The sequence below is a fragment of the Granulicatella sp. genome, from assembly GCF_057274575.1.
Genome location: NZ_DBHISP010000010.1, coordinates 1 through 19,185 on the forward strand (window position 1 = coordinate 1; position 19,185 = coordinate 19,185).

Below are 19,185 nucleotides of genomic sequence, written 5' to 3' on the forward strand. Positions count from 1 at the left end.
ATTCCGAAATAGAAATACAAGAAAATGCATTCCAATCTCACTTGAAACTCACGAATTTAATTATATCCACTCTAATCTATTTTTGCAATATTTTTACCATATTTTGTATTGTTCTTTTTGGCAGACACAAAATATAGTTGGTCAAATTCTTGCTTTTCGACATTTAGTAGTCAGGTCATTTATCGCATATTTGACAGAATCAGTCGACGATTGTAGACTAAAAGCGAAAGGAGTTCTATACTATGACTGAATTTCAACCAATGAGCCCTTCGGAACGCCAAGTCATGCGCGTACTATGGGCAAACCCAAGTAGTACAAGTGGATTTATCATCGAACAACTGCAGAAATCATTCCCTTGGAGTGAATCAACTGTAAAAACACTTATTATTCGCCTAACGAAGAAAGGCTATATTCAAATCGATAATCGAAAGAAACCCTTCCACTATTCTGCAACAATTTTGGAAAAAGAGCAACTCGACCAAGAGACGGATGCACTTCTTGAACAAGTGTGTCACAAACAAAATGGAAATTTACTCCATACACTAATCAATAAAGCCACCTTAAGCCAAGATGACATTCAAGTATTAGTGAATGCCTTAAAAGAAAAAGCTACCACCGCTCCTACTTCTGTTGCGTGCAACTGCTTACCTGGGCAATGTAATTGTCACCACCATCACTAACATAAAAAAACTATTGCTTACAGCCATAATGACTTTAAACAATAGGTTTTTTTGAAGTTATTCCAATTTGCACTATTTAAAACTTTAGCTAAATGACTATGAATCTTACGGATTTAATAGTAGCAGTAATGGGAATACTATTAAAACGAAATAGAGGGAGTAAGGAATTCATTCCTTACTCCCTCTTTGAGGCTTTAAAGGATCAAGACCTAGGCTTGCTCCTTTATTCCATTACAGCTACTATCCTTAATCCGTATAGGATTCATAGTCATGTCTTCTTACGATTTCAAATAGTCCTTCGCATCTTTAAAGAAACTTGCAATAATCATAATGATAATAATTCCAATTGGGAAGGCTGCAATAATGGCTACCGACTGAAGATTATACATTGAATTTTCAGAGAAAATCAACGCGATTGGGAATAGAATCAGTACTAATGACCAGAACATACGAACACGCTTATCACTATCATGTGTATGTGTTAATTCTTTATATGAATAAGCAGATACTACCAGTGTTAATGCATCAAACGTCGTCGCGTAGAAAGCAATCATGGTCACAGCCAGAAGTAATAATCCAATATTCGCTAATGGCATTGTCTCAAAAATTTTAAGAATCGCGGCAGCATAATCCGCATTCGTATTCAAAAGCCCTGTAATATCTACGCCATGTTTTAATTGTTGCGCAAGGCCGTAGTTCCCAAGAATAATGAATGCTGTAAATGTTCCTGCAATTCCCCATGCATATCCGCCTAGTACCGTATTTTTAACAGTACGACCTTTTGAGATACTTCCGATAAAGAAAGGTGTCGCTACACACCATACCATCCAGTAAGACCAGTAATAAATCGTCCATTTTTGAGGGAAACTTGTCTCGCGAAGTGGATCTAACCACGTAGACATTCCGATAAAGTTTTGAACAAGATTCCCAATTGCGCTAAATCCTGTTTCAAGAATATAAACAGTCTCTCCTCCTAGGAATAGGAAATACGCAAGAAGTGCAAAGAATAAGTAGGTACAAATTGCTGCTAATTTTGAGACAGCTTCCATTCCTAACATAACAGTACTTGTATAGACTACCGCAATTAACAATAATACAACAATAGTAATTAGTTTCGAATTTTGAATTCCAAACACTTGGCTCATGGCCGCTGAAAGAAGTGGTGTCGCTAGAGAGAATGTTGTTGCTGTTCCAGCTATTAATGCAAAGATCGCGATTAAGTCAATGACTTTCCCCATCCATCCATCTACTTTATCTCCTAAAAGAGGACGACAAGCTTCTGAAAATTTTTGTTTTTCTACTTTTCGATTATGTAACATAAATCCAAAAGCAACAGCTAACATGATGTAGAATCCCCAGGCAATAGGTCCCCAGTGGAATAATGGGAATGTTGAAGCCCATTTTTGAATGCTTCCAAGCTCTCCAAGATAGGACTCTTGCGCATAGAGCGCCCACTCAATCATGGCATAGAACACAATATCTGCAGCCATCGTAGAAGTAAAAATCATAACTCCCCATTGGAAATTCGAATACTCTACTTTAGCTTCATTCCCACCTAAAACGATACGTCCATATTTAGAGAAAGCCACATACACACTACAAAGGAATACGCCAACTCCTAGCATCGCATAATAAATACTAAATTGATCTCCTAGAAACCCTCGAACTCCTTCAAGTACAGCAGAACTAGAATCAGGGAATATTAAAAATAATAGTCCTAAGAATAATACTCCAAATAGTGGTACAAGTGTTGCTATCCAGTCAATTTCATCTCTTAACGATTTTTTCTCCAATTCATTATTCATAATGAGCCTCCTCTAATAATGTTTGATACGATGCATCCATTGTTACTAATTCTTCCAAGCTATCGATTTCTACGATATCTCCCTGTTGCATTGGATAGATGCCCATTTCATATTCTGTGGGGTAACAAAACATCGCAACATCATCCCAATATATTTCATGATTTTTCTTTTCTTCAAACTCAATTTCTAAATGATGTTTTAACTTTTCCCCGTCTTCTTTTGTCCAACGAGAAATGCTATATAATTGCCATCCCTTTTCTCCACCAGTACGACTACAGCTGGTAACGACTCCATCAGTATTCACTTGCATGAGCCATTCATCCGTGCCATTTTCTACAGGAATACAAGCGTAACCTGAGCGTGTAAACTCTGGATGTAAAATATTACTGTTAAAAATCAATTGGTCTCCATCCAAAATAATGGCTTCTTCTAAATGCTCTCTGACAGCATAAAGAGAAGAAATATTGTTGGCAATATCAAAATAAGGATTTTCTACAATTGTAAGGTTGGGATAATCTTTTTTTAACTCAGAAAATTTTTCCTTTAAATAACCGACGACCACATAAATCTCGTGAATCCCTTGCTCATATAGGGCATCGATTACCGTATCAATCATTCTTTTCCCATTTACTTTTACTAATGGTTTTGGAATTTCATTGGTTATTGGACGCATTCGTGTCCCTTTTCCCGCAGCCATAATAATTGCTCGTTTAATCGTATTTGTCATTAATTTTCCTCTTTTGCTAATTCTTCTTGCACAATGCGGTAGAAGTCTTTGGCATAACGGTATTGCATCAATGAATACTCTCCAAAGTCTACCCCTAAGGTCCGTTTATATTCGCACCAGTTGCTCCAAAGCATTCCGCTAACAGCCATATACGCATAAATTTTAATACGTGTCATCTTTTCGCATTTCCCTTCAAAATAAAGGTCTATCAATTCGTCCGCTTGTTTACGGTCATAACCAGCGTAAATACAAAACATTGCAATATCGATATGCGGGTCTTGCATTCCTGCATATTCCCAGTCAATCAGTCGAATATCTCCTTCTTTCGTGAAAAGAAAATTATCGTAGACTGAATCTATATGGCTTAGAACTGGCTCCTCTTTATATCTTTCAACAAAACTCTTTAAGCTTAAAATTTCATTTTGCGTTTTTTCATGATCCTTATAATAAGAAACTTGTCCATTCCATAAACTTTGATAAAATACAATCTGTTTAAATGGATCAAATGTATGAGCGACTTTCAGTTTAGACGCATGAAACTCACGAAGTTTTGCCATACAACGTTTCAAATCTTCTTTATTTTCACTATCACAAGAGCGTGCTCCATCTAGATAGGCTGTAATCTTATACCCATTCTCAGAATTCATATATACAACGTCGTCACAGATTTTCTTGCCTTCTAACACGCGGTATACATCAGCTTCTTCCTTACGATTGATAAGATGATCCGTTCCTTCCCCTGGAATACGCATAATGTACTTTTGTTCTTTACAAGTAAATAAGAAACTACGATTCGTCATTCCTTTTTTCAAGACTTCAATATTGATGATTTCCTCTAGAGGAACCTCTAACGCTTTTGAAATATTGACTAAAGCATCCGTTTCAAGATGACTAGATGATCGATCGATTTCACGTAACTGCTCGTAAGTGTTAATTTCAGTAATCTTTCTATCATCAATCATTTTGGGATACACAATATACTTTCGATCTTTATCTTCTAAAGTAACTTCCCAAAAAGACTTCTCATGTCGTTCTTCCTCAGCAGCTATATCTAATTGCTTGGCCACTACTTTAGCTTCTTTTTCGGCAAGATAGCAAATTCCGTATGGTCGATTCCCTTTTCTTCTTTTCTCACTAATGATAATTTCTTGTTTTTTATTGACTCTAAAAAAGCTTTGTTTCACTTCTTCGTGTCCAATCAAATACCAAGAATATAGTTCATCCTCTGCAAAAGGATTCTCTTTACACCATAAGTCACAAGGAACAATATAGGTGTTCCCTAGTAATTGTGAGACTCTTTGTAGGGAATAAAAATTATTTTTCGAAGCATAATCAGTGTTTACTGCTAATTTTACTTGATATTCATCTATTAAATATTCGTACTGCTCTTTCATAAAGCCTACAACCACAGTAATATCCTTTACTCCTACTTTTTGTAATTGTTTAATCAAACGTTCAATAAGCGGCTCATTTTTTACTTCTAGGAGCCCTTTTGGAGTTTCGGTATTGATGGGAACCATTCGCATCCCAAAACCAGCCGCTAAAATAACTGCATTTTTAGGTTTATTTTTCTTGAATAAGGTTTTGGCCTTACTTGTAATTCGAAAGTCTTCATCGACTAGCTGTAATTCTCTTAACTTTTTTATTTCACGATTCACAAGTCCTAGAGAATAGCCGGATAAATCTGCTAATTCTCGTTGATTATGAATATCGTTCTTTTTCATCAGTTTCAATAAATCTAAATTTATTTTGTTCATAAAATCCACCTCTTTTGTTTTCGTGAACAAAATTAGTATACTATTTCTGCCTAGAAGGTACAAGTCTTTTTAAGGTAAAGAAATATTTAAAAACAAAAAAGATGAGCAAATACTCATCTTTTTTACTCTATAAAATCAATATTGAGTCTCATGGATAAGATTCCTGCCTCACTTTTTAAGTAGAATCCATATTTATCAACACTATAATCGACTACATTTTTTTGATCAAACATCATTTCATAATGACTAGAAACATAAACTTTTCCAAAATTAGTCTCTAATAACTTGTCGAACTTACGATGTAAAGTAGACTCCTCTTCTTTTTTTAAAATGACTAAATGGTACTTTTCATTGACTTGGCAATGACACCCTCCGCCTTCGTCGTAGAAAGGACTATCTCCATCAGCATAATCCATAACGAAAAAAACATCCTTTAATCCTTTTTCATTGATCAATTTTAATAGTTTATCTTTAGCTGTTTCACTAAAACTAATTTCCATTGCTTTCCCTCTTTCTATCGAAAAAGGAGACCTCCTTTTGGTCCCCTTCTAAATTGGTTATTGTTGTTCTTCTTCAGTAAGATGCTCAGTTCTTTTAGCACGTTTTTCGATAATTGAATCAATTGTCGGTGGTGTCACTTCAATTTGTGAAGGTGTATTTAACACCATATCCCACTCTTCATTTTTAATCATTTCTAATTGTGTTTGACTTAAGATTTGAAGACGTTGACGGAAAATACGTGTTTCCTTCTTAATTGCGTCTGTTTCACGATTAATTTGAGTCGCTTTTTCAGCTGCCTCTTTTAATAATTCTTCAGCTGTTTTTTCTGCTTCGAAAATAATGATTTCCGCATCTTTACGCGCATTTTCACGTAGTCTGTCTGCTGCTTCTTGAGCTACAATAATAGATTTATTCAAAGTTTCTTGAATAGAAGTAAAGTATTCTACTTTTTCTTCATTAAATTTCACGCGTTTTTCTAAATCTTTATTTTCACGAATTAAATGTTCTAATTCTTTTTTGACTTCATCCAAAAAGTCATTAACTTCTTCTGGATCAAATCCTTTAAATTTGGTTGAAAAATCTTTGTTATGAATATCGTTTGGTGTAATTGACATGAATAACTCCCCTTTATTTTTTATTTTTTTCTAATAGACCAAGTTCGATTTTAATTTTATCTTTTTTTGTTCGTCCTTCAATTTTTTGAATTTGAAGGCGCCCATATCCGCGAATGGATACAATATCTAAAATTTCCAGCATAAAGTCCGGGCGATTCTCTTCTGTCCAATTCACCTTTACTTTTCCACTTTCAATCATTTCTTTGGAACGTTGTCTAGATACATTAAAAACTGAAGCAATCACTGTATCTAAACGAAGAGAACTCACAACCGTTTGAACATTCGTCCAGTGGTCAATGGGTATAATTAATTTCGTATAATCGATTTCTTCTAAACGAACACTCACGTTTCCAATCTTTTCTAATTGCTGTTTAACATATTCTTTCATGTTTTGCGCACAAAACAATTGCCATTCTTCCCCATCAGAAATAATATCCCCAATCAGGCTACGATCAAACCCTAGACTCATCACAGACCCTAAAATTTTTCCATGCCCTAGAGTAGCAAATTTCTTAGGATATTGAATGTGAAATAATGTGTATTCAAAATCATCAGGTCTAGGTTTGTAGTATTCTGGGCAAATCATACATCTTTTTCTCTCAGCGGCAATATACCCCCCATCAAAGAAGTAACGAATGTCATCGTATTGGCCAGCAATCGCTTCTACAATAAATTGCTGACGTGGATCTAAATAATTTGTTAATACAGGGGCATATTGAAGACGAACTTCTTCTACCCATTCTTCAACCTGCTTTAAAAAAGATAATTCCTCTTTTCTAAAATGTTGTTCAACTCCAGTTCCCATAATCCTTCACCTTGTTAAAAAATTAAATGTATGAAATTAACAATCACTAAATTAATGAAAAAAACAACAACCATATAGGTCAATAATGCTAACCCATAATTTCCAATTCTTGAATTCTTAAAAAGACTCACAAAAGGTCTACATACATTATCTAACCCTTCTTCAATACACATCGGAAGTTACATATTCCAATAAATATTCAGCCCATATACCATTAAGAATACTGCATAAAATGACAAAATAAAAGTGAATTATTCAATTAGTACACTTGCTATAATAATCTACCTCTAAAAATCAAGACTTCGAAAAGCATCTCCTGCTCCTTCGTCAAAGTTTCCTTGTACTTGAAAATTCGCCGGTGAGCAGATAAAAATTTCATCTCTTACTTTTTGAACATCTCCGTTAATAGCATACGCCACTCCTACTACAAAATCAATGACACGTTTTGCATCTTTTGGTTCCATCCGTTTAAAGTTGATGAGTACTGCTTCCCCTTTTAAGAGAGCATCTGCTATACGTTCCGCTTCAGAATAAACGCTAGGTTCCATCACATAAATTTTAGATGTTTTCTTTACTCCTGGGCTTTGGAAAGGAACGACATTCGAAGAATTTGATCTAGAACTTAGTGGAGTCTGAGTGTTCTCTACTGACTCTTTAACATATTCCATCTGATCGTCTTCTTCATAATAATCATCTTCAGGACTTAAAAAGTTTTTTACACGATTCATGAATCCCATTATTTTTCCTCCGTTTCAAACCAACTTGTACCAATTCGAATATATGTAGCTCCACACTCAATTGCAATTGGAAAATCTCCACTCATGCCCATACTTAACTGAAGGGGTTGTGATAGTTTTTCCTTCTCTTCAATCTCTTTAGCTAATTGTGCTAAACGCGAAAAAAAGAAGCGAATTTCTTCATCGCTTGCTTCAAAAGGCACCATCGTCATTAGCCCAACAATATGGATTTTTTCATACTGTTTACTCTCTTTATATGCGACAAAAGCCTCTTCAGGTGAAAAACCATGTTTCGTTTCTTCACCAGAGACATTTATTTCTAACAGACAGTCCAAAGGTTGCTCGAGACGTTTATCAATCTCACTCATAATGGAGAGTCTATCAAGAGCATGAAATAAATCAATGTGATTAATAACTTGTTTTACTTTCCGCTTTTGCAAAGGACCGATTAAATGCCAGAAAATATCCTCTTGGGGAAATTGTTCCTGCCGTTCAAGTAGTTTTTCAACACGATTCTCCGCAAAATGTCGAAAACCCAAATCATACATCTCTTGAACTTCTTCTTGAGAGCGATTTTTTGTCACAACAATAGGACAAACTTCCGTAGATAGTCTATGAACTTGGTTACAAGAAGATGCAACCAAGTTCATAATACGACTTACATTCTGTTTAATGATACCCATTAATTTCTATTTCTTTTTCTGAAAAATGGCGGAGTATCTAATCCATCATTTTCAGCTTGTTTTGGCTCAGAAGGAGCTTCTACAAAATTGCTTTGCGCAAATGGTGAATCTGCATCAGTTGATGAAGAAGTATCACGCACTGTAGTTTCACGACGGATATCCCAATCACCAAACAAGTCTTTTTCTGCTTTCTTTTCTTCTACAACTTGTGGTTTTGAAGGCACTTGTTTTTCTTGGAAAGTTTGAGGATTATTCCCTAAATCTTTACGAGTTGAAGTACTGCTTGTAAATGGAGAACGGTTAGCGCGAGTTACTGACTTTTTTTCGTGTTTACGCTCCTCGTCAATTCCTGTTGCGATAACAGTAACAATGACTTCATCTCCCAAGTTTTCATTGATTGAAGTACCGAAGATAATGTTTACTTCACTTGTTGAAGCTGCTGCAACGATATCTGAAGCGTCTTGTGCTTCAAATAATGTTAAGTCTGCACCACCAGTGATGTTTAATAGGATTTGTTCTGCTCCATCGATAGATACTTCTAATAATGGTGAAGAAATAGCTTTTTTTGTAGCTTCTGCCGTACGGTTTTCACCGCTAGCAACACCAATCCCCATTAATGCTGAACCTTGATCTTTCATCACTGTCTTCACATCAGCGAAGTCCAAGTTAACGTAACCAGGTGCAGTAATTAAATCGGAGATCCCTTGTACCCCTTGACGTAATACATTATCAGCTTCACGGAAAGCTTCTAACATAGGAGTCTTTTTATCAACGATTTCTAATAAGCGATTATTTGAAATCGTTACTAATGTATCTACGTTTGCTTTTAATTGTGCAACACCTTCTGCAGCGAAACGACCACGTTTTGGTCCTTCGAAGCTAAATGGACGTGTAACAACACCCACTGTTAATGCGCCTAATTCTTTTGCAATACGAGCAACAACTGGTGCAGCACCTGTACCAGTACCACCACCCATACCAGCAGTAACGAAAATTAAGTCTGCTCCAACTAAAGCTTCACGAATTTGTTCTTCACTTTCTTCTGCAGCTTTTAGACCGATATCAGGTAATGATCCAGCCCCTAAACCTTTCGTTAATTTTGGTCCTAATTGAATTTTAGTTTCTGCTTCTGAATTTCTTAAAGCTTGAGTATCAGTGTTTGCTACGATGAACTCTACACCTTGTACTCCTTCTGAAATCATACGGTTAACAGCGTTGTTACCAGCACCACCAACACCAATGACTTTAATGACTGCGCCATCTAAATTTGTATCGAATTCGAAATCCATTTTATTTCCTCCTTGGTTTCTTCTTAATTTTCGTCAATAAACATTTTAAAGAAGTTCTTCACTTTTGCTCCAAACCCTTGTTCTTCACCGCTTGCTTCTTGTTCTACATCTTGAGGTTGTTGAACTTGAGCTGTTAGTTGAGTCTGTACAGGTGCACTTTTTGGAGCGCTTTGTACTGGACGTTGTTCTACAACAGGTTTTCCTTTTTGTGCAATACGGTGAACATCATCTAAGCTTGCTGCATATTGAATTAACCCCATACTAGTTGCATAAATAGGATTTCTCATTCCCATTTGCTCTGGAATATAAGTTTTCACTTGTACTCCAAAAATTTCTTGTGCTAACTCTTGAACTCCTGCAAGTGAAGAAGCTCCACCCGTTAACACGATTCCACCTGGAAGTTTTAAGGCTTCCACTTGGTCTAAAGCACGTTTTACGGTTTCAAAAGTTTGAACAACACGGGCTTCAATAATTTCTGATAAGTAATGTTCATCTACTTTGATTGGATCTTTCTTTCCAATTGTCTCAACAGGGAAGAATTCATCTGCACTCGTTTCAGATGAGATTGCATATCCATATTCACGTTTAATACGTTCTGCATTTTCAAAGCTTGCATTCAAGATGATTGAGATGTCTTTTGATACGAAATCTCCACCCTCTTGATCCACAAATGAGAATTTCAACTGATTGTCATGCATAACAGAAGCACTAGTTTGTCCTCCACCCATGTCAATTAAAATTGTTCCAAATTCTCTTTCACCTGGAGTTAATGCTACTTGACTAATCGCTAATGGTTGAATCACCATTTCTTCAATATTTAATCCAGCTTTGTCAATACAACGTTTAATATTATGAACAATCGTCTTAGGTCCAGTAATCATGCTCGCAAATAATTCTAAGCGAACACCAATCATTCCACGAGGATCTTTAATCCCGTCAAATCCATCCACAATGAACTCCTCGGGAATAACAGAAATAATTTCGCGTTCAGGTGCAACTGAACGAACTTTTGCAGCAGAAATCACATTGTATACATCCACATCTGTAATTTCTCTATTTTCACTTGATACGGCAATCATTCCATGACAAGGTTCGATTGAAATTTGATTACTTGGAATTCCAACAATAACGTCCTTGATTTGGATATTTGATTTTTGTTCTGCTTGTCGTACTGCTTTTCGAATTGATTCAACTGTTTCATCAATGTCTACGATGACTCCACGGCTTAATCCTTCTGATTTTTCATTGCCGACTCCAATAATATTTAATTGTCCTCTGACATACTCAGCTACTACAACTTTTATTGAAGTGGTTCCAATATCTAAACTCACATAAATTCCCTGATTTTTCACGTTTATTGAAACCTCCTATACGATTATTCATAATTCATTTTTTAATGTTAATTTTGTTAGTGATACTCCTTATATTTTAACACATTTAGGTTCACTACAAAAAACATATGAGCGAGTTTTAAGACTTTTTTATCGAATCGTTGTATCCGGTGTAAAGTATATTCCCACTTCCATATCAACGGTTCCTTTTTTACCATTCAACTGTTTCGCAATTGATGGATAATACACTAATTTATCCCCAATATCCTTTAAATTTCCGATGACTCGATTTCCATCTTTCATCTTCAAATAAATTTTTTGGTGATTTTTAATATCATTTGGATACTGAATTTCTTTTATCTCTCGAATAATATTACTAGAAACTTTTTCTAATTGCTTTGCTAGTGTCTTATACTGAGTTTCTTCAGTAAAATCTACTAATTCTGGATATTCTTCTGTAGAAAGATTTGCTTCCACTTCGATTGTTTGACCATCAGCAAGAAGTTCAAATGTTTTCTCTTCCGTTTTAAAATAACCAATAGCAGGATTTTCTTCAATATTCAAACGTATTTTATTCCATGCTACTAATTCAATAGAAGCATCTTTAATTTTTGGACTGGCAGCTTTTAAAAGCGTTGCGGTACGTGTACGATTGGCTAAAATCGTCCAAATACTTTGCCCTTTGACAATTCCATCTTTCTCTTGAACCAGTTCAGTAGAAACTTGACTCAATCCTACTACCTCAATCTCAGAAACTTTTGATAGTGGAGAAATAAAATAAATACTCCACGCTAAACATACGATAAAAATTCCTTTTAATAGTGTTGCATTCGTAATCCCTTTTGATTCAGGTTTTTTCTTTTTGGATTTAGGTTCTTTTTTGGGAGGACGTACATCCTCTTTTGGAACTGTCTCTTCTACTCTAGAAGTAGGTGAGTTTTGCTGCGCTAACTCCCAAGGTGTTAATTCACGCGGAGGAGCTTCTTTTGGTGTCTTTCGATTAAACATATTCTCCTCCTTCTATCTTTATTTCACTAGAGAATGAATAATTGTTTCAAGTCTCGTTGAAGCATCAGTAATTCCCAAAGCTTTGGAATTACTTGCCATTTGTAGACGTTTTGGTTCATCTTCCATAATACAATCAATTTCTGCAACTAAACTCTGTCCATTTAAATCTTTCTCTAAAATCATAGTCGCTGCATCTTTTTCTACTAACGACATTGCATTGGCTTCTTGGTGATTTTCAGTCACATACGGACTTGGAATTAAAACGCTTGGTAATCCTAGAGCTGTTAATTCAATCAATGTTGTTGCTCCACTACGGCAAACTACTAAATCTGTGTTTTGGAACATTTGCACCATATTATTAATATATGGTAAAACTGTGACATTTTGCAATGGTTTTTTCAAACTTGTAATATGATTGTTGATTTTGTCATAATGCACTTGCCCTGTCACCATAACCACTTGATAATTTTTAGCTTCTAATTCCTCTAAAGCCTCTAAGAATGATTCGTTCATTCGTAATGAACCTCGGCTTCCTCCAAAGATTAATACAATAGGTTTTTCTTTTTTGATTCCAAGTGAATCTAGATAAGCATTATCACGAACAGCATTCGCTAACTCTTGTCCACGAGGATTCCCTGTCATGACCACTTTATCTTCGTATTTTGCAAAATCTTTACGAACCGCGTCGAAGCAAATTGCAATCTTTGAAACTTTACGCGCTAAAAATTTATTGGTGATTCCTGCTAAACTGTTTTGCTCATGAATAATGGTTGGAATGCCCATATTGGCTGCTGCGTATAATACTGGCGCACAAACATACCCTCCAGTACCAATCACGATATCTGGTTTGAACTCTTTTACAATTTCTTTTGCTTTAAAATAACTTGTGCAGAAATACCATAATGTCTTGAAGTTTTCTAACGATAATGAACGAACGATTCCTTGAATCTTAATCGTTTTAAAATCATATCCCGCTTTTGGAACGATAGTACTTTCTAACCCACGTTCAGTTCCTACATAGAGAAACTCTGTTGAAGGGTCTTTTTCTTTCAAATAATTCATTAAGGAAAGAGCTGGATAAATATGTCCACCCGTTCCTCCTCCTGAAACTAATACTCTCATCTTTTTTCTCCTATAAAATACAGTTTATCTACTGCTTCAATGAAACAATCGCCACGTACTTCAAAGTTAGCGAATTGATCCCAACTTGCACACGCTGGTGAAAGCAATACAATTTCACTTTTACGACTCGCTGCATACGCTTTTGGTACTGCCTCTTCTAATGTGTCTACTACAGTTACTGGAATAGATAGTTTTTCAGCAGTCGCTTTCAACTTCTGTTTTGTTTCTCCGTAAACGACCATTTCACGGACATTTCCAAGAGAGGGTTCTAATTCCTCAAAACCATTTCCACGATCTAATCCACCCGCAATCAATACAACAGATTGATTTGTAAAACTACGTAATGCTGTTTGTGTCGCAATAATATTCGTTGCTTTTGAATCGTTGTAGAATTTACGACCTTCAATGGTTTTCACATATTGTGTACGGTGTTTTACCCCGTGGAATGAACGAACCGCTTTTTCGATTCCTTCATTAGTTGCACCTTGTAATTTACTAATGGCAACAGCTGCCAACACGTTTTCCACATTTTGAACGCCAGGTACTTGAATGGCTTCAAGAGGCATGACTGCCTCCCCATTAAAGTAAATCGTTGTCTCATCCGGATAAGCACCGTGTTCTAAGACCGATTTGCGGCTGAAAGGTACTAATGTCGCTTTTGTATGGCCTTTAATAAACTCATATAATTCTGGGAAATCCGCATTGTAAACAAGGAAATCCTCTTCTGTTTGATTTTTAGTAATTTTTAATTTTGCTTTTACATACTCTTCACGTGTTCCATGATAATCTAAATGTGCGCTAAAGATATTCACGATACACGCTACTTTAGGACGAAACTCTTCAATTCCCATTAATTGAAAACTTGATAATTCAGTAACATAAATATCTGTTTCTTTTGAATCTTCTGCTAGTTGCGATAAAGGTACTCCGATATTTCCGCAAGCAAAAGTTCTTCTTTCTGGGAAGGATTCATGTAGCATCAAGCTCGTTAGTGTGGTTGTCGTCGTTTTTCCATTAGAACCTGTAATACCAAGAACGGTTCCTTCCATGACACGTTGTGCAATTTCAATTTCAGTATAAACTGGTAAACCTTTATCAACAGCTTTGGCTACTAAAGGATTTGAATAAGGAATCCCTGGGTTTTTAACAACGAAATCCACGTCTCCATCAAGTAACTCTAGTGGATGCCCCCCAGAAACCACTTTAATCCCTTCAGCTACTAACCCTTGTGCGTCAACACTTTCTTCAAGTGGTGTTCGGTCGTTCACCGTCACATCTGCTCCTAAATGGTATAGCAATTTCGCTACATTCACTCCACTTTTAGCAAGTCCAATGACTAGTACTTTTTTATTTTCAAATGCATGTGTATTCCGCACAATGATTCCTCCAATTTTCTCTTTTTAATATGTATATGGAGAAAGGCTGGACAAAAATGGCCAGCTCTCCGTTAAAATATGTTAATTCTCTTAGAAAATAATCGCAACAATTAGCCCCGCAACGAAACCGACAGCACTAAAGACTGAAACGATTTTCACTTCTTTCCATCCACTCATTTCAAAATGGTGATGAATAGGACTCATTTTAAAAATTCTTTTTCCTGTCAGTTTAAATGACCCTACTTGCAGGATAACGCTAAGAGTTTCAAAAACGAAAATAATCCCAACAAGAAGTAAGGTCCATTCTTTATGAAGCATAATAGAAATAATTGCAAGTCCTGCTCCAAGAGCTAATGAACCAACATCACCCATAAAGACTTTCGCCGGTTTCCAGTTGAATAATAAGAAGCCTGCTAATCCCCCTACTACACAGAAACAAAATACAGCAATTGAATTTTGACCTGCATGAGTTGCGATAATTCCGTAAGTTGCATATGCAATAATATTTGTTGAAGTGGCTAATCCATCTAAACCATCTGTTAAATTCACTGCATTTGAAAAACCTGCAATCCAAATAATTGTGAATAACGCAAAAACAATAATACTATTTACTTCTCCAAACAACGGAAGGTAAATAAGAGGTTGGTTTCCACTTAAAAGATACAGTGCCACAAAAATTGCAGCTCCCAATAATTGAAGAGCAAATTTTTCGTGACTCTTTAATCCTTCATTTTGTTTCTTAAACACTTTAATATAATCGTCAAGAAATCCGATAGAACCAAAGAAAGCAAAGCCGATAACTCCACTTAATAATACAAAATTGAAATGACCAAAAACGGCTCCCATAATTAAACTAGATAAACTAATCATACAAAGAAAAACTAGTCCACCCATCGTTGGTGTTCCGCTTTTAGCTTTATGCCAAGATGGCCCTTCATCTAAAGTCGTTTGTCCTAACTGTTTCATTTTCATAAATTGAATAAAATGTGGTTCGGCAATTACCGTTGCTAGAAACGATAACCCGACTGCTAAAATGATTTCAATCATAATACTCTCCTTTTTCTACCCTAGTTCTTGTACCCTAATTTTTCAAGCGCTTGAACCACCGTCTCAACTTCATTGTAAGGAATATATTCTTCGCCAATCACTTGGTAAGGTTCAACACCTTTACCCGCAAATAACAAGATATCTCCTTCTTGCGCGAGTTCTAAGGCTCGTTCTATTGCCTGTTTTCTATCATCTACACATTCATATGGAGTATTTTCGTTTTTTCTACCTGATACGATTTCAGAGTAAATTTTTTCTAAAGACTCCTGTCTAGGATTGTCTGCCGTTAAAATCACATAATCCGATTTTTCAAAAGCAATCTCTCCAAGTTCTGGCCTCATACTTGAATCCCGATTTCCTCCACTATGTCCCATAATTGTGATTACACGATTTATTTTTACTTCTTCGAGCGTTGACAACACGTTTTCTAACCCATCTGGGGTGTGAGCGAAGTCAATAATGACTTGGAATGGCTGGCCTTTTTGGATTAATTGCATTCGTCCACCTACACCAGGGAACTTGGCAATTTTTTCAATCGCCTTTCGTAAAGGAATTCCATTAACCATCGCTACTCCAAACGCCGCCAACACATTGTAAACATTAAATAATCCAATCATTGGAATCATTACAGGAAGTTTTTCACCATTCACGGTTACTACAAAAGTTGTCATCGCTCCATTGCTCTCAATTTCAGTAGCTCGAATATCTGCTTCTTCAGTAAAGCCATAGGAAATAATTTCGGCTGATGTAGAATATGCAAATTGCTCAAAATATTCCTGGTCACGATTTAGGATAGCTACCCGTGGCTTCTCGTTTTTAGAATGATTTCCTAATTGTGAGAATAGTAAGCTCTTAGCATGCGCATAATTTTCCATTGTTTTATGCAAATCTAAATGTTCATGCGTAAGGTTTGTAAACACTGCCACATTATAGTCAATCCCCCACACACGCCCCAATTGAAGAGCATGAGAAGAAACTTCCATAATACAGGTATCTCCACCAATTTCCTTAACCTTTTGCAATGTTTCATGCACGGTTAATATTTCTGGTGTTGTATTTCTTGTTTCAATACGTTCCTCACCAATTTTACGATACATCGTTCCAATCAATGCAGTTGGCTTTCCTAATTCTTCTAATAAATAGTCTACCATATGGGTTACAGTCGTTTTTCCATTTGTTCCTGTAACCCCAATCATATTTAAATTCTCTGAAGGATAACCATAGAAATGATTCGCAAAAAGCGTCATTACTCGAGTCACATCTTTTACATAAATCACAGGGGAATCCCCAACTTGTTCTTTAATCGGTTTGGAAGCAACAAATACATTAGCTCCTAACTCCTTTGCCTTCCCCGCAAAAAGATGACCGTCTACTGTTACACCTTCGATACAGAAAAACATTGTATTGGGCACAACTTTACGCGAATCTTGAGCTAATTTATCTACAACGATATTATCTAAAGAGCCTTCCACTCGTTTAATGACTAATAAATCCGCTAGTTCTTTCGCAAACATGTTCTTCCTCCTTCTTTTACTCAGAGAGTCTTGAATATTCTAAACTTCTCTTCATTAATGGATTGAAAATTTCTTTAAGAATTGTATTTACAGTTACAGCCACCCGAGGTTGTTTAACTGTAACATATAAAATATATTTTGGATCATTATAAGGAGCAAATCCAACTACAGAAAAAATATAGTTATTTCCATTTGAATAGTATTTACCTGTCTCTGGATTAATAAATTCAGCAGTCCCTGTCTTAGCTGCTATTTCTTCTCCGTCAATATTAAATTCATAAGCCGTCCCATTTTTCATTCGAGTTGCTTGATATAAATATTCGAGTGTTTTTTTAGCCGCCTCTGGTGAAATGACTTTTCCTAATGAGTTTACTGGATTTGGTGTTTCTTTATCGGTATTAGGGTCTGTAAAATGATCCACTAAACGTAATTTTTGCATTTGTCCACCATTAGCAATCGCAGTAAAAGCTTGCATCATTTGATACACCGTAACCGTAATCCCTTGTCCAAAACCAGTAGATAATTGTTGTAAGTAGGAATTAAATGGATTTGAACCAGAAATTTCATTTGCAAATCCTGAATTAGTAGATTTACTAAATCCAAATGCTTCTAAATATTGTTTCCATTTTTCGACACCTATCTTTTGAATAACATGAACAAAGGCCACGTTACTAGAATGGGCTAAGCCTTCTAAATAAGTGATATTTCCCCACCCTACTTTATTATAATCCCTAACTAAGTCCGTATAAATCTTTACACTTCCTGATTGATATCTTTCATTTGGATCAAAGACTCCTTCATTAATTGCCGCAGCTAAGGCTAAAATTTTCATAGTGGAACCTGGCTCGTATGCTTGATCGGTTAGAAGGTTGTTCCACTGAACATCAATTCCCTCTTTCGTCGTAGAGTTATAAGTTGGGCGTTGTGTAGCCGCTACAATATTTCCACTTTTTGGATCCACTAGCATTGCAGTCATCTGAACAGGTTGATACTGCTTATCTGCCGCGCTGACTAAAGATTCTAGGTAAGTTTGAAGTCTCTTATCCAATGTTAAAGTAATATCTTTTCCGTCTTTTGGTTGTTTGGTCACTTTTTCAGTATCCGAAATCACATAGCCATTCCCATCAACCGTATATTCTACTTCTCCTGCCGTTCCGGTTAATTGTTCATTATAAAGGCCTTCTAAACCAGTCTTTCCAACTAAAGAAATAGTCGTTTTATGATCAACAGCTTCCTCAACAGAATCCGTATATCCAATTAAATGCGAAGCAAAAATCCCATTTGGATAGTATCTTGCAGGGCTCTCTGAAAACTTAATTCCGGGAAGTTTCTCCGCTTCAATTTTGTCTTTTACTTGAACTGAAAGATTTTTTCCGGCATTTCCAAATTCGACTTGAGAAACATCCTTCTGACTTAAAATTTTTACAATTTCCTCTTTCGAAAGAGAAAGATGTTTCGACAAGACTTCAGCCGTCTTATTAATATCTGTTACATAATCAGGTGTTTCTGCATTCTTACTCCATTGGTCGGTTAAAATCGCATAAATGGAATAATTCGTTGCATCCACTGCAATTGGACTCCCGCTGGCATCATAGATGGTTCCACGTTTAGCCGCTAAAGTCCGTTTCTGATGAATTTTATCATTAATTTCTGCTCGTAAATCTACATTATGGATATTTCCTAAAACCATGATTCTAAAGAAACGCATAGAAAAAATGAGAAATAAGACACTAGCGAGTCCCATTAAAATAAAGCTCGCTCGACGCCTATTTCTCGCAATGTTATTGTTATTCATTTTTTTCATCGTCCAACATTCCTAACATTTTCTTCATTCATCTTCAAGCCTTGTTCATTTGCAATACGATTGACACGGTCATATTGAGACAATTCTTGTGTTGATTGAAGTAAAGTATTATTTTCCCGTTGAATTAGTGTTGTTTGTGATTCAATATCCTGTAATTGTCTGTTTTTATTAGCAACAATCATGCTAGCGACAATTGTCATTGTTGCTAAGAACGCCAAAACCACTCCTGAAAGCATTAAAACTTGCATTAAGTTTGCTTTTTGTTTTTCTTCAGGAATCGAAGTGACTTCTTGGCCTTTACGAACTAGAGGCGTTTGCTTAGGCACACTCACATTCAACGTGTCTACATATTTTTCTGCTAATGCCACTAGTAATCCCTTCTTTC

At 36.0% G+C, this 19,185-nt stretch carries 18 protein-coding genes; 1 reads left to right on the forward strand and 17 read right to left on the reverse strand.

The genetic code is table 11. The features are described from left to right. Positions 1 to 242: 242 nt before the first annotated feature. Positions 243 to 680 carry a CopY/TcrY family copper transport repressor gene (locus ACO5V7_RS06040; protein ID WP_485485460.1) on the forward strand — a complete coding sequence of 146 codons (438 nt, stop codon included), beginning with the start codon at positions 243 to 245 and terminating at the stop codon, positions 678 to 680. Between the two features lie 278 nt (positions 681 to 958). On the opposite strand, the gene ACO5V7_RS06045 is transcribed toward ACO5V7_RS06040, so the two are convergent. The 17 genes from ACO5V7_RS06045 to ftsL form a co-directional block, all read right to left on the reverse strand. Continuing rightward, entirely contained in the window at positions 959 to 2,485 is a 1,527-nt protein-coding gene (locus ACO5V7_RS06045) for a BCCT family transporter (protein WP_485485461.1), read from the reverse strand. Next, positions 2,478 to 3,212, reverse strand: a complete 735-nt coding sequence (locus tag ACO5V7_RS06050; protein WP_485485462.1) for a sugar phosphate nucleotidyltransferase — start codon at positions 3,210 to 3,212, stop codon at positions 2,478 to 2,480. Before ACO5V7_RS06050 ends, ACO5V7_RS06045 begins: the two co-directional genes overlap by 8 nt. Next, complete coding sequence (locus ACO5V7_RS06055) at positions 3,212 to 4,969, reverse strand: phosphotransferase (RefSeq protein WP_485485463.1); 1,758 nt, start codon at positions 4,967 to 4,969, stop codon at positions 3,212 to 3,214. The genes ACO5V7_RS06050 and ACO5V7_RS06055 overlap by 1 nt, the downstream gene beginning before the upstream one ends. Positions 4,970 to 5,091: 122 nt before the next feature. Next, positions 5,092 to 5,469 carry an iron-sulfur cluster biosynthesis family protein gene (locus tag ACO5V7_RS06060; protein WP_485485464.1) on the reverse strand — a complete coding sequence of 126 codons (378 nt, stop codon included), beginning with the start codon at positions 5,467 to 5,469 and terminating at the stop codon, positions 5,092 to 5,094. Positions 5,470 to 5,526: 57 nt separating this feature from the next. Further along, a complete protein-coding gene (locus ACO5V7_RS06065) occupies positions 5,527 to 6,084 on the reverse strand; it encodes a DivIVA domain-containing protein (RefSeq protein WP_289014902.1) in 558 nt (185 codons plus the stop codon). A gap of 13 nt (positions 6,085 to 6,097) precedes the next feature. Further along, positions 6,098 to 6,889 (reverse strand): YlmH family RNA-binding protein, encoded by a 792-nt coding sequence (locus tag ACO5V7_RS06070; RefSeq protein ID WP_485485465.1) that lies wholly within the window; start codon positions 6,887 to 6,889, stop codon positions 6,098 to 6,100. A 287-nt stretch (positions 6,890 to 7,176) separates the two neighbouring features. Continuing rightward, the gene (locus ACO5V7_RS06075; RefSeq protein WP_485485466.1) at positions 7,177 to 7,626 is read right to left on the reverse strand and encodes a cell division protein SepF; all 450 of its coding nucleotides are present in this window, start codon (positions 7,624 to 7,626) and stop codon (positions 7,177 to 7,179) included. Then, complete coding sequence (locus ACO5V7_RS06080; RefSeq protein ID WP_485485467.1) at positions 7,626 to 8,309, reverse strand: YggS family pyridoxal phosphate-dependent enzyme; 684 nt, start codon at positions 8,307 to 8,309, stop codon at positions 7,626 to 7,628. Before ACO5V7_RS06080 ends, ACO5V7_RS06075 begins: the two co-directional genes overlap by 1 nt. Beyond that, the gene (gene ftsZ / locus ACO5V7_RS06085; protein WP_314046734.1) at positions 8,309 to 9,598 is read right to left on the reverse strand and encodes a cell division protein FtsZ; all 1,290 of its coding nucleotides are present in this window, start codon (positions 9,596 to 9,598) and stop codon (positions 8,309 to 8,311) included. The genes ACO5V7_RS06080 and ftsZ overlap by 1 nt, the downstream gene beginning before the upstream one ends. Before the next feature lie 23 nt (positions 9,599 to 9,621). Further along, positions 9,622 to 10,950 (reverse strand): cell division protein FtsA, encoded by a 1,329-nt coding sequence (gene ftsA, locus ACO5V7_RS06090; RefSeq protein ID WP_485485468.1) that lies wholly within the window; start codon positions 10,948 to 10,950, stop codon positions 9,622 to 9,624. A 129-nt stretch (positions 10,951 to 11,079) separates the two neighbouring features. After that, on the reverse strand, positions 11,080 to 11,937 hold the full coding sequence (locus ACO5V7_RS06095) for a cell division protein FtsQ/DivIB (protein WP_485485469.1): 858 nt from the start codon (positions 11,935 to 11,937) through the stop codon (positions 11,080 to 11,082). 18 nt (positions 11,938 to 11,955) lie between these two features. Next, positions 11,956 to 13,059 (reverse strand): undecaprenyldiphospho-muramoylpentapeptide beta-N-acetylglucosaminyltransferase, encoded by a 1,104-nt coding sequence (murG, locus tag ACO5V7_RS06100; protein WP_485485470.1) that lies wholly within the window; start codon positions 13,057 to 13,059, stop codon positions 11,956 to 11,958. Continuing rightward, on the reverse strand, positions 13,056 to 14,435 hold the full coding sequence (gene murD, locus ACO5V7_RS06105) for a UDP-N-acetylmuramoyl-L-alanine--D-glutamate ligase (RefSeq protein ID WP_204702771.1): 1,380 nt from the start codon (positions 14,433 to 14,435) through the stop codon (positions 13,056 to 13,058). Before murD ends, murG begins: the two co-directional genes overlap by 4 nt. A 90-nt stretch (positions 14,436 to 14,525) precedes the next feature. After that, the gene (gene mraY, locus ACO5V7_RS06110) at positions 14,526 to 15,482 is read right to left on the reverse strand and encodes a phospho-N-acetylmuramoyl-pentapeptide-transferase (protein WP_049555036.1); all 957 of its coding nucleotides are present in this window, start codon (positions 15,480 to 15,482) and stop codon (positions 14,526 to 14,528) included. A gap of 20 nt (positions 15,483 to 15,502) precedes the next feature. Beyond that, positions 15,503 to 16,996 (reverse strand): UDP-N-acetylmuramoyl-L-alanyl-D-glutamate--2,6-diaminopimelate ligase, encoded by a 1,494-nt coding sequence (locus tag ACO5V7_RS06115; RefSeq protein ID WP_049555037.1) that lies wholly within the window; start codon positions 16,994 to 16,996, stop codon positions 15,503 to 15,505. 16 nt (positions 16,997 to 17,012) lie between these two features. After that, positions 17,013 to 18,791, reverse strand: coding sequence for a peptidoglycan D,D-transpeptidase FtsI family protein (locus ACO5V7_RS06120; RefSeq protein WP_485485471.1), 1,779 nt, complete (start codon positions 18,789 to 18,791; stop codon positions 17,013 to 17,015). Between the two features lie 5 nt (positions 18,792 to 18,796). Next, entirely contained in the window at positions 18,797 to 19,168 is a 372-nt protein-coding gene (gene ftsL / locus ACO5V7_RS06125; protein WP_485485472.1) for a cell division protein FtsL, read from the reverse strand. Positions 19,169 to 19,185: the final 17 nt, after the last annotated feature.

Excerpts from the sequence above, each read along its gene's own strand:
- ACO5V7_RS06040 (WP_485485460.1), top strand. The coding sequence starts at position 243 with ATGACTGAATTTCAACCAATGAGCCCTTCGGAACGCCAAGTCATGCGC.
- ACO5V7_RS06045 (WP_485485461.1), bottom strand. The coding sequence starts at position 2,485 with ATGAATAATGAATTGGAGAAAAAATCGTTAAGAGATGAAATTGACTGG.
- ACO5V7_RS06050 (WP_485485462.1), bottom strand. The coding sequence starts at position 3,212 with ATGACAAATACGATTAAACGAGCAATTATTATGGCTGCGGGAAAAGGG.
- ACO5V7_RS06055 (WP_485485463.1), bottom strand. The coding sequence starts at position 4,969 with ATGAACAAAATAAATTTAGATTTATTGAAACTGATGAAAAAGAACGAT.
- ACO5V7_RS06060 (WP_485485464.1), bottom strand. The coding sequence starts at position 5,469 with ATGGAAATTAGTTTTAGTGAAACAGCTAAAGATAAACTATTAAAATTG.
- ACO5V7_RS06065 (WP_289014902.1), bottom strand. The coding sequence starts at position 6,084 with ATGTCAATTACACCAAACGATATTCATAACAAAGATTTTTCAACCAAA.
- ACO5V7_RS06070 (WP_485485465.1), bottom strand. The coding sequence starts at position 6,889 with ATGGGAACTGGAGTTGAACAACATTTTAGAAAAGAGGAATTATCTTTT.
- ACO5V7_RS06075 (WP_485485466.1), bottom strand. The coding sequence starts at position 7,626 with ATGGGATTCATGAATCGTGTAAAAAACTTTTTAAGTCCTGAAGATGAT.
- ACO5V7_RS06080 (WP_485485467.1), bottom strand. The coding sequence starts at position 8,309 with ATGGGTATCATTAAACAGAATGTAAGTCGTATTATGAACTTGGTTGCA.
- ftsZ (WP_314046734.1), bottom strand. The coding sequence starts at position 9,598 with ATGGATTTCGAATTCGATACAAATTTAGATGGCGCAGTCATTAAAGTC.
- ACO5V7_RS06095 (WP_485485469.1), bottom strand. The coding sequence starts at position 11,937 with ATGTTTAATCGAAAGACACCAAAAGAAGCTCCTCCGCGTGAATTAACA.
- murG (WP_485485470.1), bottom strand. The coding sequence starts at position 13,059 with ATGAGAGTATTAGTTTCAGGAGGAGGAACGGGTGGACATATTTATCCA.
- mraY (WP_049555036.1), bottom strand. The coding sequence starts at position 15,482 with ATGATTGAAATCATTTTAGCAGTCGGGTTATCGTTTCTAGCAACGGTA.
- ACO5V7_RS06115 (WP_049555037.1), bottom strand. The coding sequence starts at position 16,996 with ATGTTTGCGAAAGAACTAGCGGATTTATTAGTCATTAAACGAGTGGAA.
- ACO5V7_RS06120 (WP_485485471.1), bottom strand. The coding sequence starts at position 18,791 with ATGAATAACAATAACATTGCGAGAAATAGGCGTCGAGCGAGCTTTATT.